Annotated in this window: 26 protein-coding genes; 5 read left to right on the forward strand and 21 right to left on the reverse strand. The window is 36.0% G+C overall.

The genetic code is table 11. From position 1 onward, the window contains the following. Positions 1-772 precede the first annotated feature (772 nt). The 3 genes from ACQQ2I_RS11865 to ACQQ2I_RS11875 all read right to left on the reverse strand — a co-directional run bounded on the left by ACQQ2I_RS11865 (position 773) and on the right by ACQQ2I_RS11875 (position 2,238). Positions 773-1,216: a PH domain-containing protein gene (locus ACQQ2I_RS11865; RefSeq protein ID WP_431027007.1), complete on the reverse strand. Its 444-nt coding sequence runs from the start codon at positions 1,214-1,216 to the stop codon at positions 773-775. Between the two features lie 109 nt (positions 1,217-1,325). Further along, the gene (locus tag ACQQ2I_RS11870; RefSeq protein ID WP_431027009.1) at positions 1,326-1,820 is read right to left on the reverse strand and encodes an LURP-one-related/scramblase family protein; all 495 of its coding nucleotides are present in this window, start codon (positions 1,818-1,820) and stop codon (positions 1,326-1,328) included. A gap of 112 nt (positions 1,821-1,932) precedes the next feature. After that, positions 1,933-2,238 (reverse strand): hypothetical protein, encoded by a 306-nt coding sequence (locus tag ACQQ2I_RS11875; RefSeq protein WP_431027010.1) that lies wholly within the window; start codon positions 2,236-2,238, stop codon positions 1,933-1,935. Positions 2,239-2,479: 241 nt separating this feature from the next. Here ACQQ2I_RS11875 and ACQQ2I_RS11880 point away from each other — a divergent pair, with 241 nt between their 5' ends. Next, the gene (locus tag ACQQ2I_RS11880; RefSeq protein WP_431027011.1) at positions 2,480-4,093 is read left to right on the forward strand and encodes a glycosyl hydrolase family 18 protein; all 1,614 of its coding nucleotides are present in this window, start codon (positions 2,480-2,482) and stop codon (positions 4,091-4,093) included. A gap of 88 nt (positions 4,094-4,181) precedes the next feature. On the opposite strand, the gene ACQQ2I_RS11885 is transcribed toward ACQQ2I_RS11880, so the two are convergent. Then, positions 4,182-4,526 carry a DUF2294 domain-containing protein gene (locus ACQQ2I_RS11885; protein ID WP_431027012.1) on the reverse strand — a complete coding sequence of 115 codons (345 nt, stop codon included), beginning with the start codon at positions 4,524-4,526 and terminating at the stop codon, positions 4,182-4,184. Between the two features lie 357 nt (positions 4,527-4,883). Between ACQQ2I_RS11885 and ACQQ2I_RS11890 the strand changes: the two genes are divergently transcribed. Beyond that, positions 4,884-5,489: a trimeric intracellular cation channel family protein gene (locus ACQQ2I_RS11890; protein ID WP_431027013.1), complete on the forward strand. Its 606-nt coding sequence runs from the start codon at positions 4,884-4,886 to the stop codon at positions 5,487-5,489. 391 nt (positions 5,490-5,880) lie between these two features. Here the strand turns inward: ACQQ2I_RS11890 and ACQQ2I_RS11895 are convergent, their stop codons facing one another. The 10 genes from ACQQ2I_RS11895 to ACQQ2I_RS11940 all read right to left on the reverse strand — a co-directional run bounded on the left by ACQQ2I_RS11895 (position 5,881) and on the right by ACQQ2I_RS11940 (position 14,943). Then, entirely contained in the window at positions 5,881-6,510 is a 630-nt protein-coding gene (locus ACQQ2I_RS11895; RefSeq protein ID WP_431027014.1) for a YdhK family protein, read from the reverse strand. Positions 6,511-6,606: 96 nt separating this feature from the next. Then, positions 6,607-7,332, reverse strand: coding sequence for a sulfite exporter TauE/SafE family protein (locus ACQQ2I_RS11900; protein WP_431027015.1), 726 nt, complete (start codon positions 7,330-7,332; stop codon positions 6,607-6,609). Between the two features lie 24 nt (positions 7,333-7,356). Continuing rightward, positions 7,357-7,893: a CueP family metal-binding protein gene (locus tag ACQQ2I_RS11905; protein ID WP_431030502.1), complete on the reverse strand. Its 537-nt coding sequence runs from the start codon at positions 7,891-7,893 to the stop codon at positions 7,357-7,359. 26 nt (positions 7,894-7,919) lie between these two features. Then, positions 7,920-8,594, reverse strand: a complete 675-nt coding sequence (locus tag ACQQ2I_RS11910) for a response regulator transcription factor (RefSeq protein ID WP_431030503.1) — start codon at positions 8,592-8,594, stop codon at positions 7,920-7,922. Positions 8,595-8,608: 14 nt separating this feature from the next. Then, the gene (locus ACQQ2I_RS11915; protein ID WP_431027016.1) at positions 8,609-9,976 is read right to left on the reverse strand and encodes a sensor histidine kinase; all 1,368 of its coding nucleotides are present in this window, start codon (positions 9,974-9,976) and stop codon (positions 8,609-8,611) included. A 649-nt stretch (positions 9,977-10,625) separates the two neighbouring features. Beyond that, positions 10,626-11,270 carry an alpha/beta hydrolase gene (locus ACQQ2I_RS11920; RefSeq protein WP_431027017.1) on the reverse strand — a complete coding sequence of 215 codons (645 nt, stop codon included), beginning with the start codon at positions 11,268-11,270 and terminating at the stop codon, positions 10,626-10,628. Positions 11,271-11,829: 559 nt separating this feature from the next. Further along, positions 11,830-12,546 (reverse strand): amino acid ABC transporter permease, encoded by a 717-nt coding sequence (locus tag ACQQ2I_RS11925; RefSeq protein WP_431027018.1) that lies wholly within the window; start codon positions 12,544-12,546, stop codon positions 11,830-11,832. 12 nt (positions 12,547-12,558) lie between these two features. Further along, positions 12,559-13,260, reverse strand: a complete 702-nt coding sequence (locus ACQQ2I_RS11930) for an amino acid ABC transporter permease (protein ID WP_431027019.1) — start codon at positions 13,258-13,260, stop codon at positions 12,559-12,561. Between the two features lie 53 nt (positions 13,261-13,313). Further along, positions 13,314-14,171, reverse strand: a complete 858-nt coding sequence (locus ACQQ2I_RS11935) for a transporter substrate-binding domain-containing protein (RefSeq protein WP_431027020.1) — start codon at positions 14,169-14,171, stop codon at positions 13,314-13,316. A gap of 16 nt (positions 14,172-14,187) precedes the next feature. Then, entirely contained in the window at positions 14,188-14,943 is a 756-nt protein-coding gene (locus tag ACQQ2I_RS11940; RefSeq protein WP_431027021.1) for an amino acid ABC transporter ATP-binding protein, read from the reverse strand. Between the two features lie 187 nt (positions 14,944-15,130). Between ACQQ2I_RS11940 and ACQQ2I_RS11945 the strand changes: the two genes are divergently transcribed. Then, positions 15,131-16,312 carry an acyl-CoA dehydrogenase family protein gene (locus ACQQ2I_RS11945; RefSeq protein ID WP_431027022.1) on the forward strand — a complete coding sequence of 394 codons (1,182 nt, stop codon included), beginning with the start codon at positions 15,131-15,133 and terminating at the stop codon, positions 16,310-16,312. Further along, entirely contained in the window at positions 16,309-16,842 is a 534-nt protein-coding gene (locus tag ACQQ2I_RS11950; protein WP_431027023.1) for a thioredoxin domain-containing protein, read from the forward strand. The genes ACQQ2I_RS11945 and ACQQ2I_RS11950 overlap by 4 nt, the downstream gene beginning before the upstream one ends. Before the next feature lie 435 nt (positions 16,843-17,277). On the opposite strand, the gene ACQQ2I_RS11955 is transcribed toward ACQQ2I_RS11950, so the two are convergent. Both ACQQ2I_RS11955 and ACQQ2I_RS11960 read right to left on the reverse strand, forming a co-directional pair. Beyond that, a complete protein-coding gene (locus tag ACQQ2I_RS11955; RefSeq protein WP_431027024.1) occupies positions 17,278-17,718 on the reverse strand; it encodes a GNAT family N-acetyltransferase in 441 nt (146 codons plus the stop codon). Between the two features lie 345 nt (positions 17,719-18,063). Continuing rightward, positions 18,064-18,633: a TIGR00730 family Rossman fold protein gene (locus ACQQ2I_RS11960; protein WP_431027025.1), complete on the reverse strand. Its 570-nt coding sequence runs from the start codon at positions 18,631-18,633 to the stop codon at positions 18,064-18,066. A gap of 52 nt (positions 18,634-18,685) precedes the next feature. Between ACQQ2I_RS11960 and ACQQ2I_RS11965 the strand changes: the two genes are divergently transcribed. Continuing rightward, positions 18,686-19,000, forward strand: a complete 315-nt coding sequence (locus ACQQ2I_RS11965) for a MazG nucleotide pyrophosphohydrolase domain-containing protein (protein WP_431027026.1) — start codon at positions 18,686-18,688, stop codon at positions 18,998-19,000. Between the two features lie 116 nt (positions 19,001-19,116). On the opposite strand, the gene ACQQ2I_RS11970 is transcribed toward ACQQ2I_RS11965, so the two are convergent. The 5 genes from ACQQ2I_RS11970 to ACQQ2I_RS11990 all read right to left on the reverse strand — a co-directional run bounded on the left by ACQQ2I_RS11970 (position 19,117) and on the right by ACQQ2I_RS11990 (position 24,609). Further along, positions 19,117-20,646 carry a glycine betaine uptake BCCT transporter gene (locus tag ACQQ2I_RS11970; protein ID WP_431027027.1) on the reverse strand — a complete coding sequence of 510 codons (1,530 nt, stop codon included), beginning with the start codon at positions 20,644-20,646 and terminating at the stop codon, positions 19,117-19,119. A 429-nt stretch (positions 20,647-21,075) separates the two neighbouring features. Continuing rightward, entirely contained in the window at positions 21,076-21,801 is a 726-nt protein-coding gene (locus ACQQ2I_RS11975) for a lysostaphin resistance A-like protein (protein WP_431027028.1), read from the reverse strand. A gap of 111 nt (positions 21,802-21,912) precedes the next feature. Next, positions 21,913-22,722 (reverse strand): MerR family transcriptional regulator, encoded by an 810-nt coding sequence (locus ACQQ2I_RS11980; protein WP_431027029.1) that lies wholly within the window; start codon positions 22,720-22,722, stop codon positions 21,913-21,915. A 184-nt stretch (positions 22,723-22,906) separates the two neighbouring features. After that, the gene (locus ACQQ2I_RS11985; RefSeq protein WP_431027030.1) at positions 22,907-23,935 is read right to left on the reverse strand and encodes a sensor histidine kinase; all 1,029 of its coding nucleotides are present in this window, start codon (positions 23,933-23,935) and stop codon (positions 22,907-22,909) included. Beyond that, positions 23,932-24,609, reverse strand: a complete 678-nt coding sequence (locus ACQQ2I_RS11990; RefSeq protein WP_431027031.1) for a response regulator transcription factor — start codon at positions 24,607-24,609, stop codon at positions 23,932-23,934. Before ACQQ2I_RS11990 ends, ACQQ2I_RS11985 begins: the two co-directional genes overlap by 4 nt. Positions 24,610-24,611: the final 2 nt, after the last annotated feature.

A 24,611-nucleotide genomic window follows, 5' to 3' on the forward strand; every position in this document is an offset into this window, starting at 1 on the left:
GGATAAACGGATACAGAAATACTTATGGTGTCTGATACGAAGGAATATCTGATCTGTCTAGTTCGTCCCCTTTTACAACTGGCAATAGCTCACTGATGATTTATGTTGATCATCCCTACTATTTATAGAGGAACTGCAAAGGCATAAAGTTTCATTTCGGTCATATTATTAATAACTTAGGACAACTCGATCTAAAATTATTAATATGTAATGAGAAACTCAAACTTACAAAAAGCAATTATACTACATTTGTAGTTTAATTGTATTGTTAGAAACTCAAAATATCAGGATAACGAAATTGTTTAATATTTTTAGCTTGCGCAAAATTTCATGCAATTTGTTGTTCAGTGGACAATTGTGTTAGCACTGGGCATTTTTGTTGTGCTGGTGCGGGCACAGGAACATAACTTTATCTATACAAGTGCAATTTAATGTTCCAGCATAACGATTGACTTTAAAAATCTGCTTGCATTTTGGCTAAAAAATGAATGCTTTGCTCGTACCGGGAGGTTTTGACCGGACGCAGCAACGTTTTTTTATTAGTAGGGGTAAAAATATTTAATCTTCCTTTATAGTAGGTAGTTGCAAAGTACAGAGGTTACGATATGAATGCTACAAATGTCGACAGTTTTAAGTTGATTTATATATACAATGGTAAAAAATTAGATAACAACTAAGTGGCAACGAAAAATAAAACACGAATGCTACAATTTACTAGCATTCGCGTTTGTTTATCTTTATGGCTTCTTTTCTTCCCCCATAAAAGAACTAATTATTCGAATTCTTGATTCTCAGAAAACTGTACATGCGGGCATCGTTTTCTTAACTCAGCGATAAACTCAATTTTATCTTTCGGCAAAACTTGTACACTACGATGCACCGCTACCTCATAAAATAATTCAATTCCCTTATCAGATGCTGAAATGCGATAGCCCGTCAACTGATCTGTCGTTGGCGCAACCTTTGTTATACTTTGATACGGAATTTTACTTTTGAATGGCCCACCTTTAACTAATAGGTAATGTTCATGTAAAACATACTTAATAGAAATGACGTACCACCATAAAAAAATGGCTGAAATGATAAACATCGTAGACATAATCATGACAGTTGCTAATGAGGCTATGAAGAGGAGTAGTGTGATAGCCCCCATTCCCCAAATCATTAAGAATATAAATATTATAGAAAACATATCTACTTTTGCATGATAAACCATAACGTCAAGCACACCTTTCTTGCGATATTTGTATAAATATTTCACAAAAAAGCGCTAGCTATTACTGCGCAATAAAATCCGTCAGCCTTTTATATTATATGTCCCTACATTAAGTCGCTGCTGCAGAAGCTGCTGCTTGGTCAGCTTTCACACAATCAATTGCGATCACAAGGGCAATAATGATCGTTTCCATTTGTTCATCCACGATTTGAACTTGATAGCTATCGCCCCAAGTGAACCACTCCTTGCTCACTTTCCCAATCACTTCACCATGCTGTAACACCTGAAAATTCATATCCCACCAGTTCCCTTGTACCTCAATCCCTGCCGCATCAATCGTATAGCGAGCTTTCAAAAACGAAAACTCCTTCTTAATCGTCAGCACCTCTCGACCATTCACCTCAACGAAAAACTTCGGTAAAAAACTAAACACTTTTTTTGTAATAAGGGCGACTTCCTCTCTTGCAGCATTCATAATAGAAAACGTCTTTGGAATTTGCAGAAAACTGCCCTCCACATAATAAACGTCCTGCTCCTGTTGATCCTTTATCGTAAATTTACCACTTAGACTAAACACCTTCTGTTTGATATAAAGTTGCTTCATAACTATCCCTCTTTCCACCTGATAGCTTTCTTCTTGATCGGTCAAGTGAACTTCAGTACTTTACCAAAATACAATTCTTTTATTACTAACAACTAAGTAAAAATTGGTTTTATTAACTCCACCACATGGCCAAAACAAATAATGACCAAAGAGAAGTAAGTATGCTTATAAAACCAATGATAAGGAAATATACACCAAGTTTATTTTTATCCAATATTTTCTTTTTACTGGCGATATAGGTTAATACAATTGTGACTAAATACAAGAAAACGCTTGTAGCGGTTAGTATAGTTAAATAATATATAGGTGCTATTGAAGCAATATTTTCATTCATAAAATAAGCAACATCCTGACCGAATATTCCGAATATGGTCGCTAAAGTTAGACAGCTAAATATAAGAATATTAGATTTTACCACTACCCTTACCTCCGCATTAACAACAGTTTGTTCAACAAGACTATACGCCGCATTTTAATTTCTGACACTATCATACATTATTTTCTAAAAGATTACGCTACTTGAAAGATAACTTCAACGAAACTCTTAATATCACAAATTTCCAAATCAACTCAATGAAACCATATTTTAATAATTGATATAGTCAACCAAAGTAATAGATAATGATGTCGTTAAAAATCTATTACAAAGGAAAATGATAATGAAGCATAAATTTAAAAAATATTTATTCGTCCCCGCTATGCTAACTGCATTATTAGCTTCTCCATTTAGTGCTGTTGCCTCAGTAAATGACATCCACATGTCATATTTATATGGTGAAACTACTGACATCTACATAAAAAATATAGAGTTAACTCAAGGTGCATTAAATACAGCTACCCCATTATTTTATGAATTAAACGCTGACGGCAGTCTGAAATCTTTAATAGATCAGCGTTTAATAGAAGAATTACATAGTCAAGGATTAAAAGTAGTACCATTTATCTCTAACCATTTTGATCGTAAATTAGGGCAAATCGCCTTGCAAAACCGGGAAAAGTTATCCATTCAACTCGCGGATTCGATTGTAAAAAATAATTTAGATGGCGTCGATATTGATATTGAAAATTTAAACTACACAGATAAAGAAGCATTTACAGATTTTATTCGATTATTACGCGAGAAAATGCCTCAAGATAAAACAGTATCGATAGCTGTTGCTGCAAATCCGAATGGATGGACAACTGGATGGCATGGTTCATATGATTATTTAAAACTAAGTGAGTATAGCGATTACTTAATGGTAATGGCATATGACGAAAGTTGGCATGGTGGTCCGGTTGGTCCTGTCGCGAGTTTATCTTTTGTTGAAAATTCGATTAAATATTTATTAAAACAAGGAGTAAATCCGAATAAAATCGTTTTAGGCCTTCCTTTTTATGGTCGAATTTGGAAAGATGATGAAGCAATAGGTGGCTATGGTATTGCGAATAGCGCTGTAAAAAGCATAGTGAATAAGCATAAAGGAAAACTTTATTTTGATGATGCTTCTAAATCGCCTTATGCTAAATTCACAGTTAAAAGCAGTGACTCCCCCACGTACATTGGTGGTAAAAAATTAACACCGGGGAATTATACACTATGGCATGAAAATGATTTATCTTTAAAATATAAATTAAGATTAGTAGAGAAATACAATTTAAGAGGCACTGGTAGTTGGGAATTAACTCAAGCAGATAAAGGAATATGGAATTTTTATTCGGCTTGGGCAAATGGACAGCATCATTTTATCGATTCAGAAAATCATTGGGCTGAGAATGATATTATGTCCCTTTACCGAAAAGGCTGGATTAAAGGCAAGAACGAATACACATTTGATCCAAACGGTGATTTAACAAGAGCACAAGCTATTTCTATCATCGTAAACGCAATCGGTTTAGACAAAACAAACGAAACAGTATCGAACTACTTTAAGGATGTGCCAACGAACCATTGGGCAAAACGGGCTATTGAAATTGCACATCAATACAATATTGTTAATGGAACGAGTGCCAACATATTTGAACCAAATGCCAAAATTACAAGAGCGCAATTTGCAGCCATATTATCGAGAGTGTTAGACTACCCAATAACTAATACGACGGAATCACCTTTTTATGATGTACGAAAAGATCATTGGGCGTATGTAGATATTTTAAAGCTATGTAGCGAAGGCATTATTAGAGGAAAAGAAGACGGTGGATTTTACCCGAACGATCATATTAAAAGAGGGCAAATGGCCGCGATGGTAAATCGGGCAAGTGAAGATTTAGAAAAATATCCAATAAAAAAATAAGTTCCCTCCCCATTAGGTAGACAGATGAAAAATACAATCTGTTTATCGAATGGGGAGTTTTTCAAAGTAATAGAATAAGGCCACTTTTCTACACAATTGGCTTTTCAAAAATAAAGACAGAAACAGCCATATCCTCTTCAATCTTTACATCCGAAAATAAATGCAGCAGCTTTGAACCGATGAGCTCCTCCATTCCTTCCGGGACTTGCATCTTATATATATCTTGAATCATTTGGGTTCTAGCACTATGAATTACTTTTTTACCTTCTTCGGATTGTGTGATAAATTTTTCGGTTGGAGTTAGAATACCATGCATGGTGGTAACCGCCATATTCTCTACGAAATGCGTATAAATTCGCTCCGGTCCCTTCCCATAAATCTCTTTCCGCATTTTCCGCACAATATCATTAAATACTGTTTCCTTTTTTCCCATGTTTTTCACCCCTAACAATTTCATACTACATTAAAGCTGTAAAAAAATTCAATAGCTATAAATTTATCTTGTTTTTCGGGATGCCCGTAGTATAATAAATGGTACGGACATAATTTAGACAAACTTTATCAATGGCATTCTAATAAAACAGTTTGTTAGAACGCTATTTATTATTTCCAATGGAATGATGCATTAGTAGGTATTGCTAATTAATTACTCCACTACAAGGTCTTATTAAAAGATAACTTGTGGTGGAGTTTTTTTGTGCAGAAATATAACTTTTGTATTTTGTCGTTTACATTTCCTACTCAAATAACTTCAAAAAATCAACATTTATAAGGAGGGGTTTTTAACGCTATGTCTTGGACTATTCTACATTTTATCGGCATTATTTCTTATGCAGCAACTGGCGCATTTGTTGCGCTTGAAGCGAGATTTTCTTTTATTGGCATATATGCACTCGGCTTTATCACGGCTTTCGGTGGAGGGGTCATTCGAAATTTGATTATTGGTGTCCCGGTTACTGAACTTTGGGATCATTCCACCATTTTAACAGTGATCATGACGCTGACATTGATCGTATTAATACCGCTGAAATGGATTAATCATTGGAGACGATGGGGGTTATTTTTTGATTCCATTGGCCTTGCTTCCTTCGCTCTCCAGGGAGCCATGTTAGCTAGTGAAGTTTTTTCGAATGATTTAGGCGTGATGATTTTGGCAGCGATGTTTACGGGTGTCGGAGGAGGAATGATTCGTGACGTCATCGCTGGTCGAAAACCACTTGCGTTGAAAGAAGAAATTCACACCATTTTAACGATTGTATGTGCGATTTGTATTTGGCTGGGCTGGAACTCTCCTCTTGAATTGACGCTGATCGTCCTAATTGTGATCACTTTACGAATGTCTGCTATTCAATTTCAGTGGCGACTCCCCCTCCCCTGCAACCTAAAAAATGAGTAGTAAAAGGTTAATACTATTTGGAAGCGGTATACGGGGCAATTAGTACGTAGTAGGATTACGGATACAAGATGTACGTTTTAAAGGCCATTATATTAAAGTAATCCGTAAAGGAGATAGATAGTATTATGTTAACAGAGGATGCTTTAGCGTATGTATGAGCATATTTAGAGATACGTTCAGAACACTGTAAGTCCGCAACCAAATAACGCATATAAAAAGCCTGGTACCTCCCTTTATAATTGATATGCTCCCCGTTAGGTAGACGGATTAAAAAATAAAAATGTATTTATCTACTGGGGAGCATATCATACCGACAATGTGCCCTTATTTTTATAATTCGAACTTACAAAGAAAATCTCCAATATTCTTAATTTCTTCTGAAAACTTCACTTTATTCAATTGCTGATAATTCGCTCTCTGTTACCCATTTATGATTTGTTATTTGCTCACCTGTTATAGAAGTAAAATCCACCATATAAACAGTCGTTTCTTCTGCTGAATCAATTGTGGCAGTTGCCCCATGCATTCCTTCCATATGATCTGCATTCATCTTTACCTCTGTTCCTGGTTCTAAAGGAGCCTCGGCTACACCCTCTAATTCTTCGTGAATAACCCACTTATGATTTGTAATTGGGGCTCCTCCCATCGTTGGTGTATAAGAGACGGTATATACCGTAGTATTATATGCACCTACAATTGTTGCTTCAGCCCCCTTCATGCCTCCCATATGGTCTGATTGGATTATTCCTTTACTTCCAACAGGGAATGTCGGATTCTCAGCTGCTTTTAATCCATCTGGAACTTCACCTGAACCAGAATGATTCATGCTAGAATGGTCCATTTCATTCATGGCTTCATGATTTTGCATTTCTTCTATGCTATCCATGTTATGATCTGTCATTGCACTTCTCTCTTCTTGAGTTGTTTCATTTGGCAACGTTTCTTCCGTATTTTCTGCACATGCAGCAAGTGTTAATGATGCAGATAACAGCATCATACTCATTATTTTTTTAGCTACCATTCTAATCCTCCTAATAAGCTCATTTAGATTAACTGCCACCCATTATAAACTTTGAATATGCAAAAATTATGCAGATAAGTAGTGGTTTTATATTCCCTAATATATCATGGCATCCAAAACACCCATGATAATCAAAATAACGCCTGCCAACCTTTGAATCGTTTCCCCTACCTTCACACTCTTTTTCATAATTAACCCTTTTACATCAAATAACCAAATTAAGACTAATATAATGATAAGGGGAATAGATGTTGCAACACCAAAGATTACTGGTAGTACCAGTCCATAAGAAGTGGCTAGAACTATAGGCATTAACCAAACAAAGAAGAGAACAAACATCGTTGGACAGAAAGCAATGGCGAAGCTCGATCCAAGTAAAAAGGATCCTAACTTACCTCCTTTTAAGCGCATAGGAAGATGCATCGTTAAACGATTTAGAAACTTTAATTTTACAATGCCTAAAAGCACAAATCCTGTAATGATTAATAATGGACCAATTATTTTACGAAATATGGGAAAGTATTCGTTTATCTGTGTTTCAAATGGTTGTCCAAAAATCCATGCTAACAATCCTATTGAAGTATAAACAACAACTTTTCCCATAATAAAGGAAAGTATTTCTCCCCAATTGTTTTTCATTTGAATAGTACGATTACCATATAAAGTGATGGCACTGACATTTCCAGTTATTTGGCATGGAGCAACTGCACCAATTAATCCTAAAAGGAGTGCAACAATCATAGGAGAGTGTGCATATGAATTTAAAAATATAGAAATTGGTCCTGTTATTGTTTGGCTAATCTCAGACAATACACTATACATTTATGAAACACCTGCATTTTCTTATTAAATTAACTGCATCGTTGTAATACAAGTGCCGTCATTTTCGAATGTAGAAAACTCGGACTTAACCATTTTACCCTCATGTTCAATTTTTATTTGGTATGTTTCATTACGTGGTAGCCACAAGTCGATAAATCCGTTTGCTTGTGTTTGTAATATTTCATCCACTATTACTTTTCCTTCTGTATCTTCAATATATACGTTGAATTGTTCATTCCCTAATTCACCTTGACAGCCTGTTAAGCTGTGGTTTTCGCAAGGATGTGTTTCATTTATGTAAGGGGCAATCGAAACAAAAAACTCGTCTTCTGGTAGTTCATAGATTGTCTTGGTTCCATCGTTGTCACTCACAATTAATTCCTGAGATGTGATAGAAGCAGATTTGGCTTCGGTATCACGTACACTGTAATTGTGAACCATCTCTTTAATATCCTCTGTTTCAATTTTTACAGAAACATTTTCTTCATTTGTATTTTCCCCATTACAAGCCACTAATATCATTGCAGCAAATAAAGTTACAACAAGCTTTTTCATTTGTATTCACCTCAAATTTTATAAAAAACAATTTAACTCCATTTATAACCGATTCCCCAAACAGTTATTAGAAATTCATCTGTTGGAAATCCTGCTTTTTTAAGTTTCTCTCTCAAATTCCGAATATGAGAATCCACAGTTCTGTTATCCGTCTCTGTCTCATACTCCCAGGCAATCTGTAGTAATTCCTCGCGCGTATACGTTTTAGTAGGTCTAGAAATTAATGCTTTCATAATATAAAATTCCTTCAATGTAAGTTGAACAGTTCTTTCCAAATACTTCAAAGAATACGTTTCCGTGTCTAAAATATAATCATTGTAAGCTACGGAGGTCTGACTCGTTTCATCAGAAACACGGCGTAATAATGCATTTACTCTTGCGACCAATTCTCTTTCATCAAATGGCTTTGTAATATAGTCATCCGCTCCTGTATTCAAACCTTTAACTAAATCTATTTTATTGGTTCTTGCAGTAAGCATAATAATAGGCACACTCGAAAATTTTCGAATGGATTTACATACCTCCCACCCGTCTATTTCAGGCATCATGACATCTAGTAAAACAAGGTGTACCTTTTCTTTTTTTAGTATTTCGATTGCATGTTTGGCACTCGTTTCCTTAATACACGTATATCCTTGAGGAATTAGAAATAATTCAACTAAATCCAACATCCTTTGTTCATCATCAACTAAAAGAATTGTTTGCATCATCAAACCTCCGACTATAATGTTATTGTAAATATGCTCCCTTCTCCTACTTTACTTTTAACATTAATGGTACCACCATGAGCCTCTACTAATTCTTTCACAACAGCAAGTCCAATTCCCGAACCACCATATATACGTGACCTTGATTTTTCCACTCGGTATAGTTTTTCAAAAATAAACGCCAGTTCATCTGATGGAATCCCAATTCCTGTATCCGTTACGGAAATAATCGTTTCTCTGTCTTTATTATAGACTTCTATAGTAACCTCCGAATTTTCATCTGAATACTTCAAAGCATTGTCCAATAGATTTAGCATAATTTGTTCCAATCGAATGGAATCAGCGTATATTTGGAAGTCTTTTTCACAAACAAGGTTTAGGTTTAGTTTTATTTTTTTTGTTTCATATGAAGGTGCAACAAGTTTATAAATATTTTCGAAAAATGGACGAGCCCAAAAGTATTGTTTAGATATCGTAAATGAAGTTTCATCAATCCTCGCTAAATCCAATAAATTTTTCACTAAATTCTTCATTCGCTCTGACTCTTCACCGATGATTTCAAGATAGTGATTTCGTTCTCCCTCACTTAACTCTTTTCTCATAGCTACTTTCGAATACCCAATTAAATAGGTCAATGGTGTACTTAATTCATGTGCAATGGATGCAAGAAATTCATTGCGCTCACTTTTGAAATGTTGTAAATCATTAGCTAACTTCTGAATGGAACTTGATAATTCACCAATCTCATCTTTCCCCAATATAGGTAAGCTAACATTAAAATCACCTTTACTTAATTTCTCAGTAGCCTCCTTCATACGTATTAATGGTCTTGTTAAAACTTTAGATAATATTGCGTATACAACAAATAGCACAATAAAAATTGTCACTCCTGAGATAACAAAATGCATATTCATACCATTAACCATTTGATTCATAGAATTTGTGCTTTGAAACATGAGTACATAGCCAGATTGATTTTTACTCACTTTATAAGGGTGCGCGCTCACAATATAAGGGGACCTTCTCCAATCCGAAACTATAACTTCATCTTTTTTATTATTAAGATCATTGATTAAAAGGTTGTACTCTTCTAGCAACATGTAAGATCGATCAGAACTATTAATGATGTCACCTGTACTATTTGTAATCGCCACTTCTCTATTTTCATTTTTTTCCATCAAGATGATATGTTTTATTGTCATGTCTGTAAAATTTTCAACAAGCACATCACGATGATTTGCGCCATTTGCTAGTAATAATGAAAATTCTTCCTCAACTCTTGTATTGATCATATTTTGATGAAGGTAATACATAAGAAATAACTCTAATATTAGGACAACAATAAAAAAGTATGTTGCTAATTTTGTAGAGATTTTGTTCAATTAAAAATTCGCCCCTCTCATAAAAAAGTATAAACAATAAATATGAAAAAATTATGCAGATACTTAAATTACCTTTTATTTATTTCGCTTCATAATTAAAGTCTTATTAGTTTAATCATATAAAAGAACGTTGTTTAAAGCTTAAAAACCTTAGAATTAAACTAAATTCTAAGGTTTTGTCGCCCATTGCATACGAAAAGCAATATTTCAAAACTTCACAGAAAACGAAGGTCATATAATTAACCCCTTTTAATCTCACAAATAATTTAAGGGTTACGCCCCTTAAATTATTTGTGAGGCGAGCAAACGATAGCGCACTTAGATTGAAAGCAAAATTTCAATTTCCCTGTCCATTTTCTTGACATAGTATCAGGTCATGTTGGTTTGTAATAAAATTTAAGTAAAAAATTTTATTCACCCCTTATTTAACAGCAAATGCAAAACCTCCATTTTGTAAAAGATTGATCAAAATGGAGGTTTTCATTTTAGCTCAGCATGAGACTTTTATAAAAAAGGTTCATCATTTCCTAAAGTGTTGCTCTACAATCGAGCCCGTTTATTGAAAGTTGAATTAGCTTAACAAAATTCATTTTTATTTCACAATGAATGCATCATCCATTCATGACATGGGTATTTATCTCTATGTCATTCAGCCGATAGCTAGTTGAATTATTTTATTGGTAAGTTCACTGTCGGATTTAGTGAGTGGGAACAACTCATCGAAGTGATTACACTCAGGTTGAATCCAGTACTCGCCTGGAAGACCCGATGATTTCCATGCAGCGTAGAAGTCATCGGACTGGCGCAGGAACTCGGAAGTCTGCTTACCACCTCTGGTTACTAGTAGCGGTGGAGCAAATTTGGGTAAATTAAGAATCGGGCTATTGCGCAAAATTTGATCCCAAGTCAGCTGCAAGTAAGGCTGCACAAATGTGTATGGTAACGGCTGAAGGTCAAATAGTCCACTAATCGCACATGCACCACGTATGATATCGGGTGGTAATCCATAATCATTTTCCCAATCCGTTGCGAGCACCATTGCGACTCCGTGAGCACCCGCAGAGTGACCTGTGACAACTAATCGTTTGGGGTCTGCACCGAAATCTGCAGCATGATTGTAAGCCCAAGTAACCGCTGCACGATGCTGGCGAACAATCTCATCGATTGTAACAGCAGGGCATAAAGCGTATGTAGGAATTATAACTGTAGCGCCTTGAGCCACAAGTCCTCGCGCGACAAAACTAAATTCTTTGCTTGTAAGCGTTCGCCAATAGCCTCCGTGAAGAAACACCACGACGGGTCCTCCTGGCTCACCGTGAAAAACATCTAGTCTTTCAGCTATGGTAGGTCCATATGGAATGTCTAGCGTGCAGTCCAGTTCTTCCTGAGCCTTCGCACTCTCACTTGCGAACCATTTTCCTATGGAATTAAAATCAGGTACACTTGCATCAATATCATACTCTTGATTCAGCTCCTCTATTGAATTGAATACTCTACCTCCTGGTGTTTGATAAAAAGAACGCGTGTTAACTCCCGTATAAATAATATCTTTGTTTAAGCTCAAAGTTTATCATTCCCCTTTCAAATGAAGAAATCTCGTGAAGCTTTACTGTAGCCGTTATTTTTAACCCCATCCTAAATCATGAACGGGGTTATACTTGTTATAATTTTTTTGGAATTAAATCACTTTATTCCCTTCTTACACAAGCATAGCTGTAGTATCGCACCACAAATATGTAATTCTTTTTCATTACTCATTTATAATAACACAGCCAATACTTTAGCACTCTATACCACAAAGACACAACTTTACGAATACAAAAGAGCTGCCTTTGTTCGGCAGCTCTTTATGATCACACTGTAATTTCCTTCTTTTTATATAAGCTTAAACGTTTTTCTGTAACATGGAACAGCACTTCGAGTAGTATACAAATTATCCAATAAACAACCGCTGCTACTAAGTACATTTCTAAGAAATTATAGCCTTGGTTCGCTAGCATTTTTGAAATAGCTAAAATTTCTACTACTTTCACTGCGAAGGCTAATGATGTTGATTTAATTAGGTTAATAAAAATATTTCCCATATTCGGTAACGCCATAATAATCATTTGTGGGAAAATTACGCGACGCAAGCCTTGCCATGTTGTCATGCCGACACTGTGACAGGCTTCCATTTGCCCACCTGGAATCGAATTGATTGAGGCACGGAAAATTTCCGTCGTGTATGCCGCTGCATTCAGCGAATATACGACAAATGCATAAAATAGCGGTGAGACACTATGTGCATCCCAGCCAAGTGCCCATGATTCATTTAACCAATCGACTACGACCGGTACACCATAAAAAAAGACATACAATTGCACTAGTAATGGTGTGCCTCGAATAAATGACACAAACGCGGCTATTACTTCATGTAAAACACGCACTTTATATATACGAGCTAACGCCATCGCAAGCCCAAGAGCCGAGCCGATTAAAATCGCAACGACGGCAATCAGTAATGTAATCGGAACCCCTTTTAACACCTCGGGGACATGTTCAAGCGCAAATTGCCAATTAAAAACGGTCAATTTTCTTCCCCCCTATGATTTTGCCACATTCACACGACCCTTTTTATATCGTGTTTCTAAACGATGAATTGTCACTTCAATTAACGCACAAACGGTCCAATAAATAATTGAAATGATGACATACACTTTAAACATCCCTAAGCCGTAGCTGTTACCAATAATGATACGCGCCTGCCCCATAATGTCGAGTACCCCGATTGTAAAGGCGATTGTCGTATCCTTTAACAGTTCAATCGTCGTATTGCCTAAGTTCGGCAATGCTAACACAAATGCTTGTGGTAAAATAATGCGACGTAACGCCTGCGTATACGTCATGCCCACGCTATAGCATGCCTCTAACTGATCTGGTCCAACTGCCATGTAGGCAGAGCGAATCACCTCTGATAAATAAGCCGAAATATGTATACTAAATGTAGCAATCGCAAAAACAAGTGGTGTTAAATCGTTAATATAAATCCCCACTGCCGCCAATAACTGCGGGACACCAAAATACACTAAAAATAATTGGACAAGTAGCGGTGTACATCTAGAGAAAGAGATAAATACCGTCAATAATTGACATAAAACCGGGATTTGCTTAATGCGAATAATGGCAATGATTACTCCAAGAAAAAGCCCTAAAAACAACGATATAATCAGCATAAATAGAGTTAAAGGAAGGCGAGCGATTAGCTGCGTAAATAGCGCTCCCCATTCTGTTAAAGATGCATCCATTTGAAGCTCCTTTCTTATAAAAATAGAGAGCAGCGCATGCTCTCTATTTTGGATTAAAAGTTATATTGTTCTTTGTTGATGTATTCAACATCTTGGAAGAAATCTACATCAAACCATTTTTTCGCAAGCTCTGAAAGTGTACCGTCTTCTTTTAACTCATTTGTTGCTTCATTGATCGCTTGTTGAATGTCTGTGTTATCTTTATTGTAAACAATATATACTGGCTCTTTTGATACAACGCCGCCTACCTTAATGTCTAGCTTCATTTCTTCTTGAATCGCATTAAACGTCGACACATTTAAAAAGACCGCATCGTATCTACCTTCTGCTAAACCTTTTAAGTTGTCGGCATTCGATGGATGTTCAATCGTATCGATTTCGACCGCTTTATCTGGATTTTTCTCATTATAATTGTTAAGAATGGTACGTAATCCACCACTTGGTGCCATTGGTGCTAGCTTTTTCCCTTGTAAATCTTCAAATGATTGAATATCTGTCGTATCCTCATGGACGATTAATGCCGTCATAGAATAACCATACTCCGGATCCCCATATAAAAATTTCTCTTCACGCTCTGGGTTTTTGAAAAACCAGTTAATCGCAAAATCTGATTTTTTCGTACTAACCCCTATTAAATTACTTTCTTCTGCACCAAACTGATATTCAAATGTATATGTACCATCTAATTTTTCCTCGACTGCATTTAAATAATCGATATCATACCCGACTGGATTATTATCGCTATCTGTATATAAAAATGGTGGGTTTACTTCATCACTTAATGCCACTTTGATTACTTTTGCACCTGAGCTATTTGCTGTTGATGCCTCTTCGTCTGAGCTACATCCTACTAACATAGCTGCTGCGATAGATAAACTTGCCACGAACGTACCGAATTTTTTTAATTTCATTGATTTTCTCTCCCCTTTAAATAAGATATTCTGGCTCTTTGCTTAATCGACGTAAAAACTGTTTTGTACGGTCCTTTTGAGGATTTAAAATCACCTCTTCTGGCGTACCTTCTTCAATAATGTGTCCGCCGTCCATAAAGACAACATGGTTAGACACTTCACGTGCAAAATCAATTTCATGCGTCACAACAATCATCGTAATGCCTTCTTTTGCAATTTCTTTCATCAGATTTAATACTTCTCCAACCATTTCAGGATCTAGCGATGACGTTGGTTCATCAAATAAAATCACATCGGGATTTAATGCAAGCGCTCTTGCTATACCTATCCGTTGCTGTTGACCACCTGATAAGCTCGATGGATACGCGTCTCGCTTGTGCAATAACCCAATTTTGTCTAATAAGCGTTCTGCAATGCCAATCGCTTCTGACTTGGAACGTTTTTGCGCCACAATTAAGCCTTCTACAATGTTTTCAATGGCTGTTTTATTTTGAAATAAATTGTAATTTTGAAACACCATCGCTGTATGCTGGCGGAGTTTTAAAATATCTTTTTTGGCCGGCTTTTTTACATTGATTTTCAGCGAATCACCAATTTCGATTATTCCTTCATCTGGTTTTTCCAAATAATTAATACAACGCAAAAATGTTGTTTTACCTGAACCTGAAGGACCAAGTATCGTTAATACTTCTCCTTTCTTTACTTGGAGGTCAATGCCTTTTAACACTTGGTGATTTTTGAAACTCTTTTTAATACCTGCGAGCTTAATCAAATTGCTCCCCCCCTTTGATTAAAAATATCGATATTTCAGAAATATAAAATTAATCTAACACAACAATTCCTACTTGTAAAGTAGGTTTTTAGTGCATTTACCCCTAGATTTTTCTGAAGATTATTTGTATTATGAACTATAATGATTTATTTTCCTATAAATTAACTAAGAATTAAGAGGTGGAAGAATGGATAACTTACATGTCTTCATTAAAAATGAAGCGCAGCAAGCGGTACTAACGCATTTACATGCGCTAAGTGAGACAATTACAACATTAGGGGAAAAGGCAGATCGTGAAAACGGCTTTCCATATGACACGTTTCAAAAGTTATTAGATATTGGCTATAACAAACTCACACTCCCAAAACAATATGGTGGTGACGGCTTTGGTATTTACGACATGATTTTGTTCCAAGAAACATTAGCTAAATATGATGGACCTACTGCATTAGCGATCGGTTGGCAATTAGGCGTTGTCGGTGAAGTATACGCTAAAAAAATGTGGTCACCCCCACACTTAGCACAATTTGCTGAAGCCATTGTACACGAACGTGCCGTAACGAACCGCATTGTGAGTGAAGTAATTACCGGTAGTCCCACACGTGGTGGCCGTCCAGGTACAAATGCAACGCTCATCAATGGGAAATGGCACATTACAGGTCGTAAAACATTCACTACGATGTCTTATGCTTTAACACACTTTTTAACTTCCGCTTGGATTGAAGAAAAACAAGCAATCGGCTTCTTTTTAATTCCAAAAGATGTGGCAGGGCTGACGATTGAAGAAACATGGGATATGGTGGCGATGCGTGGGACAGCGAGCCATGATTTAATTTTAGAGGATGCCATTGTGCCAGAAGATGCCTTAGTCGAAGTCAATGATGGACCAAGAAGCACTAAAATCAACGGCTGGGCATTGCATATCCCTGCTGTCTATTTAGGTATCGCGCAAGCTGCACGTGATTACGCCGTGCAATTTGCTAGCACATATAAGCCAAACAGCTTAAATACGGTGATTGGCGAACTACCGCATATTCAAGATAAATTAGGACAAATCGAATTAAAATTAAAGGCAGCACGTTACTTTATTTATAGTGTCGCAGAAAAGTTTGAGGATCCTAAAACACATGCATCGATTTCAGTAGAGCTTGGTGCCGCAAAACATATTGTTACCAATAGTGCGATTGAAATTGTAGATTTAGCGATGCGCATTGTCGGGGCGAAAAGCTTACAATCCAATAATCCGCTCAACCGTTACTACCGTGATGTACGCGCTGGTCTACATAACCCACCAATGGATGATATGACGATTACAAAACTCGCACAAGCAGCACTTGCTGAAGCAAAAACAGAGGAGGATAACGAATGACAATTCAACTGAAAAATGATCAATTAAAACTCGGGCTTGATGATGCCCCGATTAAAGTAGAAGTATTTTCAAATTTATCTTGCCCAGGTAGTAAAATCTTTTATGATATGACAAAAGACATTTTACCAGCACATATCGAGTCCGGTAAAATCCAGTACATTTTAAAATTATATGATAAGCCACGTGAAGAGTTACTAAACGGTTTGTTAGTTCATCTATGCTTAGAATACAATAACCCAACACGTACATTTGAAATCATCGATGATTTATTTGCTACACAAGATGAATGGATTCATTACAATAGTGCTGAACTTAAACAACTGCTTGTCACAAAATACGGCTTACATGAAGAAGAAGTTGAAGCAAATACAGAACGTAGCTTACAAGTAACATTAGAAGCTATTGAGCGCGATGTGAAGCTCGTGCCAACATTATTCATTAACGGGGAAAAACATTCATTTAAAGAGCGCCGTGTATACTCGGAATATCCAGATTACATCGCTGCTGCCCTTGAAAAACTAAATACCTAACTTCTATATATGTACATTTTAATGTTCCAGCATAACGATTGACTTTAAAAATCAGCCGACATGTTGCGAAGGTTGTGACCGGATAACGTAGCTTTTTGACCGTTTACCCAGGGCTTTTGCTCGGATACGATAGTGTTTTGCTCATACCGGGTTGTTTTGACCGTTCAATGTCGACAGCTTTAAGATGATCTATATAGCAATCGGACAATCAAACGAAACGAGTGTCGATACACTACACAAAACGCTAATCTCCACTACAGGCAAGACTTCAATCCAATTTTTCCGGACCGAGCGCGCCGGAAAAATTGGATCTTTTACTCGTGCTGGTCCTTCGCCTCCGCTCTCATTAACGAGCAAGCGCATTTTATCAACCATTCCACTAAAGCATCATGTTAATTACCTGTCCATATTTGTCTAATCAACACATCTGTTAGGTTAATTAATATTTTTACCCATCATTACCATACTGTCATAAGACTTAAATCCTCTTTTATGGTAATAGCCTTCTGTTCTATCTTCTCGCGATGTAAATAATATAATTTCTCTAATCCCTCTTTTTATCAATCGGCTTTCAAATTCATTAAGTATTTTAGTACCTAATCCTTTGTGTTGTAGATCACTTTTTACGCAAAACTCTATAATATGAAACAGTCTGCCGTTATAAAATTGTTCTTCATTCCCCATAATCATTCCACACAAAGTTTCTTCTTCATAGGCTTTAAGTCCATAAAACTCTTGACCATTAATTATTTGCAATAATCTCTTTGACGCTGTTTCCATAGACCATTCATCGTTCCAAGGTGGTGCATTAAATGTTTCTACATATAACTTAGCGAGTTCGTTTACATCGGATATGTTTATGACTTCAAATCGCATATCAATTCCCCCAACCATCGACAATTTACATAAAAACCCATAATTTCTTATTTAAACAGAATAAGATTGCCTGTTGAATAGCGACATTCAGATGATACTCATTGTTTGAACCCAACAAAGGATAAATCCTTGAGAGTTGTTATCCGTGAACAGGTCGTCTGTAAAAATTGTAGGCACACGATCTGTCGCATCTAGTATACTTTTTCATTTGAAAACCACTATCCATGGAACCAATATTGCCACTGTACATTTACATGCAGACTCTTCAAAGCCGTATTCCTGTAGAATTTCTGCCAGTTCTTCTCGTAAAATAGAGTTTTAAAGAAGGTGAAAAGTGTGTTATTCTCAGCCACGAGAATACGTTCGTATCATAGGTGGAACATAGTTTGTAATATGTTGTTCGATTTCAATAAAAGAGTTCGTAAACAACATTGCTTTTTTATCTGCTTCAGTTAAAAAACCATTCGTCACCATATCCTCATAAAAATCTTTTAATTTATCATAGTAGCCACCTACATTGAATAAAATACACGGGTTTTGGTGTTGTCCAATTCTTGCCCATGAAATGACCTCAGAAATTTCTTCTAAAGTTCCAGGTCCCCCAGGTAGTGCAATATAGCAATTTCCTAATTCAATCATTCTATTTTTACGTTCGGACATGGAATGCACAACTTCTAAACGAGTTAAATTTGGATGACTGAGCTCTCTGTCTGCTAAAAACGTTGGAATAATACCAATGACTTGACCGTTATGTAATAAAACTTCATCTGCTATGATGCCCATTAGACCGGCTTTCCCTCCGCCATATACTAAAGTATGACCATTTTCGGCAATCCATTTGCCAAGTGATTTTGCTGCTTCTACATATACTTCTTTATTACCTAAACTGGCTCCACAATAAACTGAGATATTCAAATTTCTCTCCTCCTTTATGCTATTATTATAAAAGTATAAGGAGTGATTTTCATTGAATATTTTGGAATATCAAAAGTGGGTAACAGAATTTTATAAAAAACGAGGTTGGTATGACTTAAATGCCTTTATTCGTGTAAATTTTTTAACGGAAGAGGTTGGGGAAGTTTCTAAAGCGATTCGAACGATTGAAATTGGTCGTGACCGTCCAGATGAGGTAACTCTATCAAAAGAAATTCAAATTGAGAATTTAAAAGAAGAACTAGGCGATGTTCTTGATAATTTATTTATTTTAGCTGATAAGTACGATATTGATTTAACTGAAATTATGTCAAGCCATAAAGATAAACTCACAAAACGGTACCAGTAAAATATAAAACCACCTAAATTGTTGTCAATTCAACACTCTAGGTGGTTATTTTCATAAAACGCACTTATTTATAACACACCTCACCGCACAAAATCTAAATGAGGTTTAATTTTTTATTATTTTGGATTGGGGTCTGTCTGCTGCTTGGGCTTTTTCTTTTCCCCACTTTTCGCTGGGATTTCTTTTCCAAAATCTTTTAAAATGGCAAGGGTCATGGCAATCAGTACAAAAATCAGTGGAAAGGCACTTACTATAATAGCTGTCTGCATTGCTTCAAGACCTCCCGAAAGCATTAATACGACTGCTGAAGCACTCAGAAACAATCCCCATACAATTTTAACAACATTCGGAGGATTTAAGTCACCATGAGTAGTCTGCATCCCTAGCACGAAGGTAGCCGAATCTGCCGAGGTAACGAAAAAAGTCGTAATCAGTAAAAGCGTAACGACTACTAAAACATTTGAAAATGGTAAGAGGTTATATACAGCAAATAATGCTGTTTCCAACCCTTCACCCGAAATATTTGCTCCCTCAAAAAACTCAAAATAAATAGCTGTTCCTCCGAAAACAGAAAACCAAAAGGCACATACGATCGTTGGAATAACAAGCACCGCAATCATAAATTCCCGTACTGTTCTCCCCCTTGAAACCCTGGCAATAAAGGTCCCAACAAAAGGAGCCCACGCAATCCACCAAGCCCAATAAAAAATAGTCCAATCTTGTATCCATGAAGCTTGCTCTTTATTGAAAGGAGTCAATCTCAACCCCATGCTGGGCAAATTTTGAACATAACTCCCTAAAGTTGTTGTAAATAAATCTAAGACAAACCCAGTTGGGCCTAAAAATAAAAAGGTGAAAAGTATAATGATTGCTAATACTAAGTTCGCGTTACTTAATAGACTAATTCCCTTTTTTAGACCTGTACTGGCTGAAAGAATAAATAACACCGTAACGACTGCCATGATAATTAGTTGGACAGTAAAGTTGTTAGGTACAGCTGGAATTACATAATGAAGACCCCCGTTAATCTGTGTAGCACCTAGTCCTAATGAAGTAGCTACACCAAAAATTGTAGCAAACACTGCGATAGCATCAACAATGGTTCCTACCGTTCCTTTTGCCCGGTCCCCCAGTAGAGGCGTTAACGTGACACTCAATAATCCCGGCTGTTGTTTTCTAAATTTGTAGTAAGCTAAGATCAGTCCGATAACCGAATATATCGCCCATGCATGAAAGCCCCAGTGTAAATAGGTATAGCGTAAGGAAATTTTTGCCGCCTCTCCTGTTCCCCCTTCCCCGATTGGTGGATTGACAAAATGAGAAATCGGCTCGGAAACGCCAAAAAACAGAAGACCAATCCCCATCCCAGCACTAAACAACATAGCAAACCATGTACTATTTTTGAATTCAGGTTTATCATCACCTGTACCTAACTTTATTTTTCCGTACTTACTAAAAATCAAAAATAAAGCGAATAGGAGGAAAAAGGTTGCCGATAATTGATAAAACCAACCAAAGGATTCTAAAAAGAAGCCTTTGGTTCGATTCATTACTTCCCCTAGTTGAACAGGAGCAACTATTCCCCAAATCACAAAAGCACTTGCAATGCCAATTGAAATCCAAAATACATGTGATACCTTACTCAATTATCCCAACTCCCAATGAACGAAGATGCATTTATCTTTCCCCATTGATAGAAAATAATGAGAAGGATTGTCCAAACTACAAAAGGAAAAAATATGGTCTTATTTTGATCCATACTTTTGCCTTTATATCCATTTAAAATAGAGTCGAACTAAATTAATTTATCACGTGTGTCAATTCACCTTTTATTATTAAATAGATCGTTAGAATACGTTGATTTCCGCTACGGCTGACTCGCTTTCCGCAGGCACGGCTTCAACTAATTTCTTTCGGCTAATGCCGAAAGAAATGGATTTTCAGCTCGTGCTGTTCCTGCAGGAGTCGAGTCACCTCCGCTCCAATCAACGAGCAAGCGCCTTTTATCAACCATTTCACTAATAAATCATGCTAATTACCTACCGTTATTTGTATAATCAACACATCTGATATTCTTACAACAAAGCAATAAGCACTATCACATCTGTAAAGTTACACAAGCAGTGTACTAATATAGCTAATTTTAACGAATCCTTTTTATATACAAAATAATACAGTGGTAACATTGCTATAATCCTTGATAAAATAAGCCAAGGTGACCAAAAATGATATACTGAAAATAGTATTACATTTAAAATTACACTGTATTTTCCCATCCATTTCATACGAGCAAGTAAATATCCCCTAAAATAAAGCTCCTCAATTATTGGTAATATAAGTGTAAAAAAGAAGAAACTCACTAACAATGAAATGATGATAAAATGCCGATCAAATAAACTCATGTCTTGTACATAATTATAGGAACTTGGCATCCAACTAAATACAGTATTTAATATATAATTTGAAAGTGGTCTTAAAGCTGTCATTAGTATACCTACTACCATAAACAACGATACAGTGTAAAATATGTACTCTTTAACATTTATCTTACTTTGTAACCCTAGTATTTTAATTATATTAAAACTTCCCACTTCCTTTTTTGCTACATAGAATAAATATCCAAGTTCTAAAGGTATTATAGAAACAATCCCTGCTAAACCTAATATAACTAATTTAGGATAACTTTCTAAAACCCCTCCCTCCAATAGGAGTATATAAATCACACTTAATACTACACCTGGAAACAAATGAAGTATTATAAGTTTCCACACACTCCTGATTTCCTTTTCTTTATTACTCATACCTATTTCCCTCCTAAATAATAAAAAACCAATAGAACCTTTTGCATTTGTTCCATTGGTTATAATGCTAAACTGCGGTGTTACCCCCAGGTCAATAGCTTAGGAAGTACTTTATTTTTCTTCAACTGGAATAAAAATTTCTAAAAACACTCGCTCTTTATTTTCCAGGTAGGTAATAAGGCGGGTATTCACAAAAGCAACCCCTTTTAGTTTATATCCCTGTTCCTTTCCCCATTTTAAAGTAGACTCAAAAACTTCATATTTAATGTCATTCGTTTCATTTTGATACCTACCATCTTCCACAATGGTATAAATGCAGTTAGAATATTGTAAATAACATTCCATATTTTCCCTTTGCATCGCTGCACGCTTTTCAACAACTAACATCTTTGAATCTAGCAATCCATTTTCATCAACAGTGAATTTTCTCATGATTTTGCTAAGAATATCTTCCTTCATCAAATCCATCTTATCTAATATAGTCGGATACTCCAGAAAGGCAGTAAAATCAGAAAACTCACCTAGCACTTCATAAATAGGAAATTGTTTGATGGAATATTGGTTTAAGTGTTCTTTTAACTCCTCACAGAATACTTTTGTCTCTTTTATTTTTTGAAGCATATATTTTTGATTCCGTATAGTTGCCTCTAATTGGTCGGCTTTTGTTTCTAACAAATTTTCCAGCTCACCTATTCCGCTACCTACCTGTAGTTTTCGAACTTCTTTCATTGATAAATTTCTCTTTTTATAAAAATCCGCCACCAACAATGCATAAATATCATAATCATCATATTGCCTATAATTATTTGTTTCGTTCTGATTCGGTTTGACTATTCCTTGTCCCTCATAATACCGTAGCGCATCTCTTGATACACCTAGAATTTCTACTAATTGACTCGTTCTATATGTATTACGCTCCATTTCAAATTCACCTCCGAATAAGACAGTATCTATCTATAGAAACGCTTGTGATAATGACTCTAAAGAATATAGCTAGCCTTGATTTGCTCCTTTCCTTTGCATATCGCTGATAAGAAACAGCTCCGGCTTAGTTTACCGTTTAAATATAGATGGCTCTATCTCAAAATTAAATGATTAATGTTTATTAATCCTCAACTTTTGGAAATAGAAACTGAATTACAAATTCCTTCCCATACGTAGATTCAACTTCAATTTTAATCTGTAATTCATCGCATAATTTCTTGACCAGATACAATCCTATCCCAGTTGATTGTTTTTTGTTAGGATTATCTCCTGTAAATCCTTTATCAAAAATGAACGGAAGATCCGAATGAAGCACCCCGATACCATTATCAGATATCTTTAAATAATACCGATTTTTTACGCTATCAAAACCAGTTTTTAACCATATAAAGCTATCCATTTTTTCATGAGAGTATTTCACTGCATTCACAAGGATTTGTGTGAAAATAAACCGAATCGTCTTTTCATCTGACACGATTGGCACATCTTCCATGTTAGAAATAACGTTTACTTCTTTTTCATCCAGTAATGACTGGAGTTCCAACTGTACATCTTCGTAACAAAGATTGAGCGAGACTCTCTCCAGTTTATAATCAACATGCACTGCCTGTAATCTTGCATAAAATAATATTTTTTCGACATGATCATTAATATTAATTCTTGCATGCTCAAGTCTTTGATATACTAATTCCGACATTTCTTCTTTACGGTTTTGTAAAACAAAGTTGAATAAAGCAATGGGTGTTTTAATCTCATGAACCCAGCTTTCAATAAATTCTTCATAATCCCGTGACTGTAATTTAACCTCATCTAACTGATCATTGAGCATTCGTAATTTATTGGCTAAATCATTGACCTTTTCTTTATGTATTTCACCAATCGATTGTATCAATACACTTTCTTGCTCCAGTGAAGGCTCTCTTAGAAATTTATAGAATACTTTGTCTTGCTTCGTCTGACTTTTCCTAACAAATAACTCCCCCAACACAATACTAGCTGCTGAAAAAATAATCATAATGCCAACTAAAAGCTTGAATGTTTCGGGATACGCTACCCACGCTAGAAAAATAAAAAAAGCAGTATTTATACAAAGAAGTAATATCCAAGGACGTGATAGCTTTAGCATAGTTAGCCAATCCCTTAGTTTCATTGGTAGGAACCTCCTACTAATTGATATCCAACTCCTCTGACCGTTTTGATTCGATTTGACAAGCCCGCCTCGCCAAGCGTCTTACGTAATCTAGTCATATTCACTTGCAAAATATTTTCATCCACATATTCACTACTTCCCCATAACTGATTAAATAACTCTTCCTTATTCACTACTGAAGGTGCACATTTCACTAAGAGCTTCATAATCATCCCTTCATTCTCCGATAATGAAATAGAATTGTTGCCAACATACAACACATTTGTCTTCTCATCTAGCTGAAAATCACCAGCATCTAAAAGAACATGCATATTTGCATATAGGTGCTGCAGCTTTTGAATTCTAGCAATTAGTCGTTTCGGATGACACGGCTTCGTTAAATAATCATCTGCACCTAATTCCAGTGCATGTAGCTCGTCACGCAGTTGATTGCGTGAGGTTAGTACTAAAATGGGCCCTATCCCTCTAGCCTTTAATGCACGACAAATTTGGAATCCAGATAGGTTTGGTAAATTTAAATCTAATAGTACTAGCGATGGAGAAGCTGAAATAATATCCTCCACTGGCGTATCAAAAGAGGCGATACTCTCTACAGAGTACCCCTCTTTTTCTAAAATACTTTGTAGCTCTTCACGTAGGAAAACGTCGTCCTCAACAATGACGATCTTTGCCATGA

This window comes from Lysinibacillus sp. LZ02, from assembly GCF_050613145.1.
In the GTDB taxonomy this organism is placed as follows: domain Bacteria; phylum Bacillota; class Bacilli; order Bacillales_A; family Planococcaceae; genus Lysinibacillus_B.

Excerpts from the sequence above, each read along its gene's own strand:
- ACQQ2I_RS11865 (WP_431027007.1), bottom strand. The coding sequence starts at position 1,216 with ATGGTTTATCATGCAAAAGTAGATATGTTTTCTATAATATTTATATTC.
- ACQQ2I_RS11870 (WP_431027009.1), bottom strand. The coding sequence starts at position 1,820 with ATGAAGCAACTTTATATCAAACAGAAGGTGTTTAGTCTAAGTGGTAAA.
- ACQQ2I_RS11880 (WP_431027011.1), top strand. The coding sequence starts at position 2,480 with ATGAAGCATAAATTTAAAAAATATTTATTCGTCCCCGCTATGCTAACT.
- ACQQ2I_RS11885 (WP_431027012.1), bottom strand. The coding sequence starts at position 4,526 with ATGGGAAAAAAGGAAACAGTATTTAATGATATTGTGCGGAAAATGCGG.
- ACQQ2I_RS11890 (WP_431027013.1), top strand. The coding sequence starts at position 4,884 with ATGTCTTGGACTATTCTACATTTTATCGGCATTATTTCTTATGCAGCA.
- ACQQ2I_RS11895 (WP_431027014.1), bottom strand. The coding sequence starts at position 6,510 with ATGGTAGCTAAAAAAATAATGAGTATGATGCTGTTATCTGCATCATTA.
- ACQQ2I_RS11900 (WP_431027015.1), bottom strand. The coding sequence starts at position 7,332 with ATGTATAGTGTATTGTCTGAGATTAGCCAAACAATAACAGGACCAATT.
- ACQQ2I_RS11910 (WP_431030503.1), bottom strand. The coding sequence starts at position 8,594 with ATGCAAACAATTCTTTTAGTTGATGATGAACAAAGGATGTTGGATTTA.
- ACQQ2I_RS11930 (WP_431027019.1), bottom strand. The coding sequence starts at position 13,260 with ATGGATGCATCTTTAACAGAATGGGGAGCGCTATTTACGCAGCTAATC.
- ACQQ2I_RS11935 (WP_431027020.1), bottom strand. The coding sequence starts at position 14,171 with ATGAAATTAAAAAAATTCGGTACGTTCGTGGCAAGTTTATCTATCGCA.
- ACQQ2I_RS11945 (WP_431027022.1), top strand. The coding sequence starts at position 15,131 with ATGGATAACTTACATGTCTTCATTAAAAATGAAGCGCAGCAAGCGGTA.
- ACQQ2I_RS11950 (WP_431027023.1), top strand. The coding sequence starts at position 16,309 with ATGACAATTCAACTGAAAAATGATCAATTAAAACTCGGGCTTGATGAT.
- ACQQ2I_RS11955 (WP_431027024.1), bottom strand. The coding sequence starts at position 17,718 with ATGCGATTTGAAGTCATAAACATATCCGATGTAAACGAACTCGCTAAG.
- ACQQ2I_RS11975 (WP_431027028.1), bottom strand. The coding sequence starts at position 21,801 with ATGAGTAATAAAGAAAAGGAAATCAGGAGTGTGTGGAAACTTATAATA.
- ACQQ2I_RS11980 (WP_431027029.1), bottom strand. The coding sequence starts at position 22,722 with ATGGAGCGTAATACATATAGAACGAGTCAATTAGTAGAAATTCTAGGT.
- ACQQ2I_RS11985 (WP_431027030.1), bottom strand. The coding sequence starts at position 23,935 with ATGAAACTAAGGGATTGGCTAACTATGCTAAAGCTATCACGTCCTTGG.
- ACQQ2I_RS11990 (WP_431027031.1), bottom strand. The coding sequence starts at position 24,609 with ATGGCAAAGATCGTCATTGTTGAGGACGACGTTTTCCTACGTGAAGAG.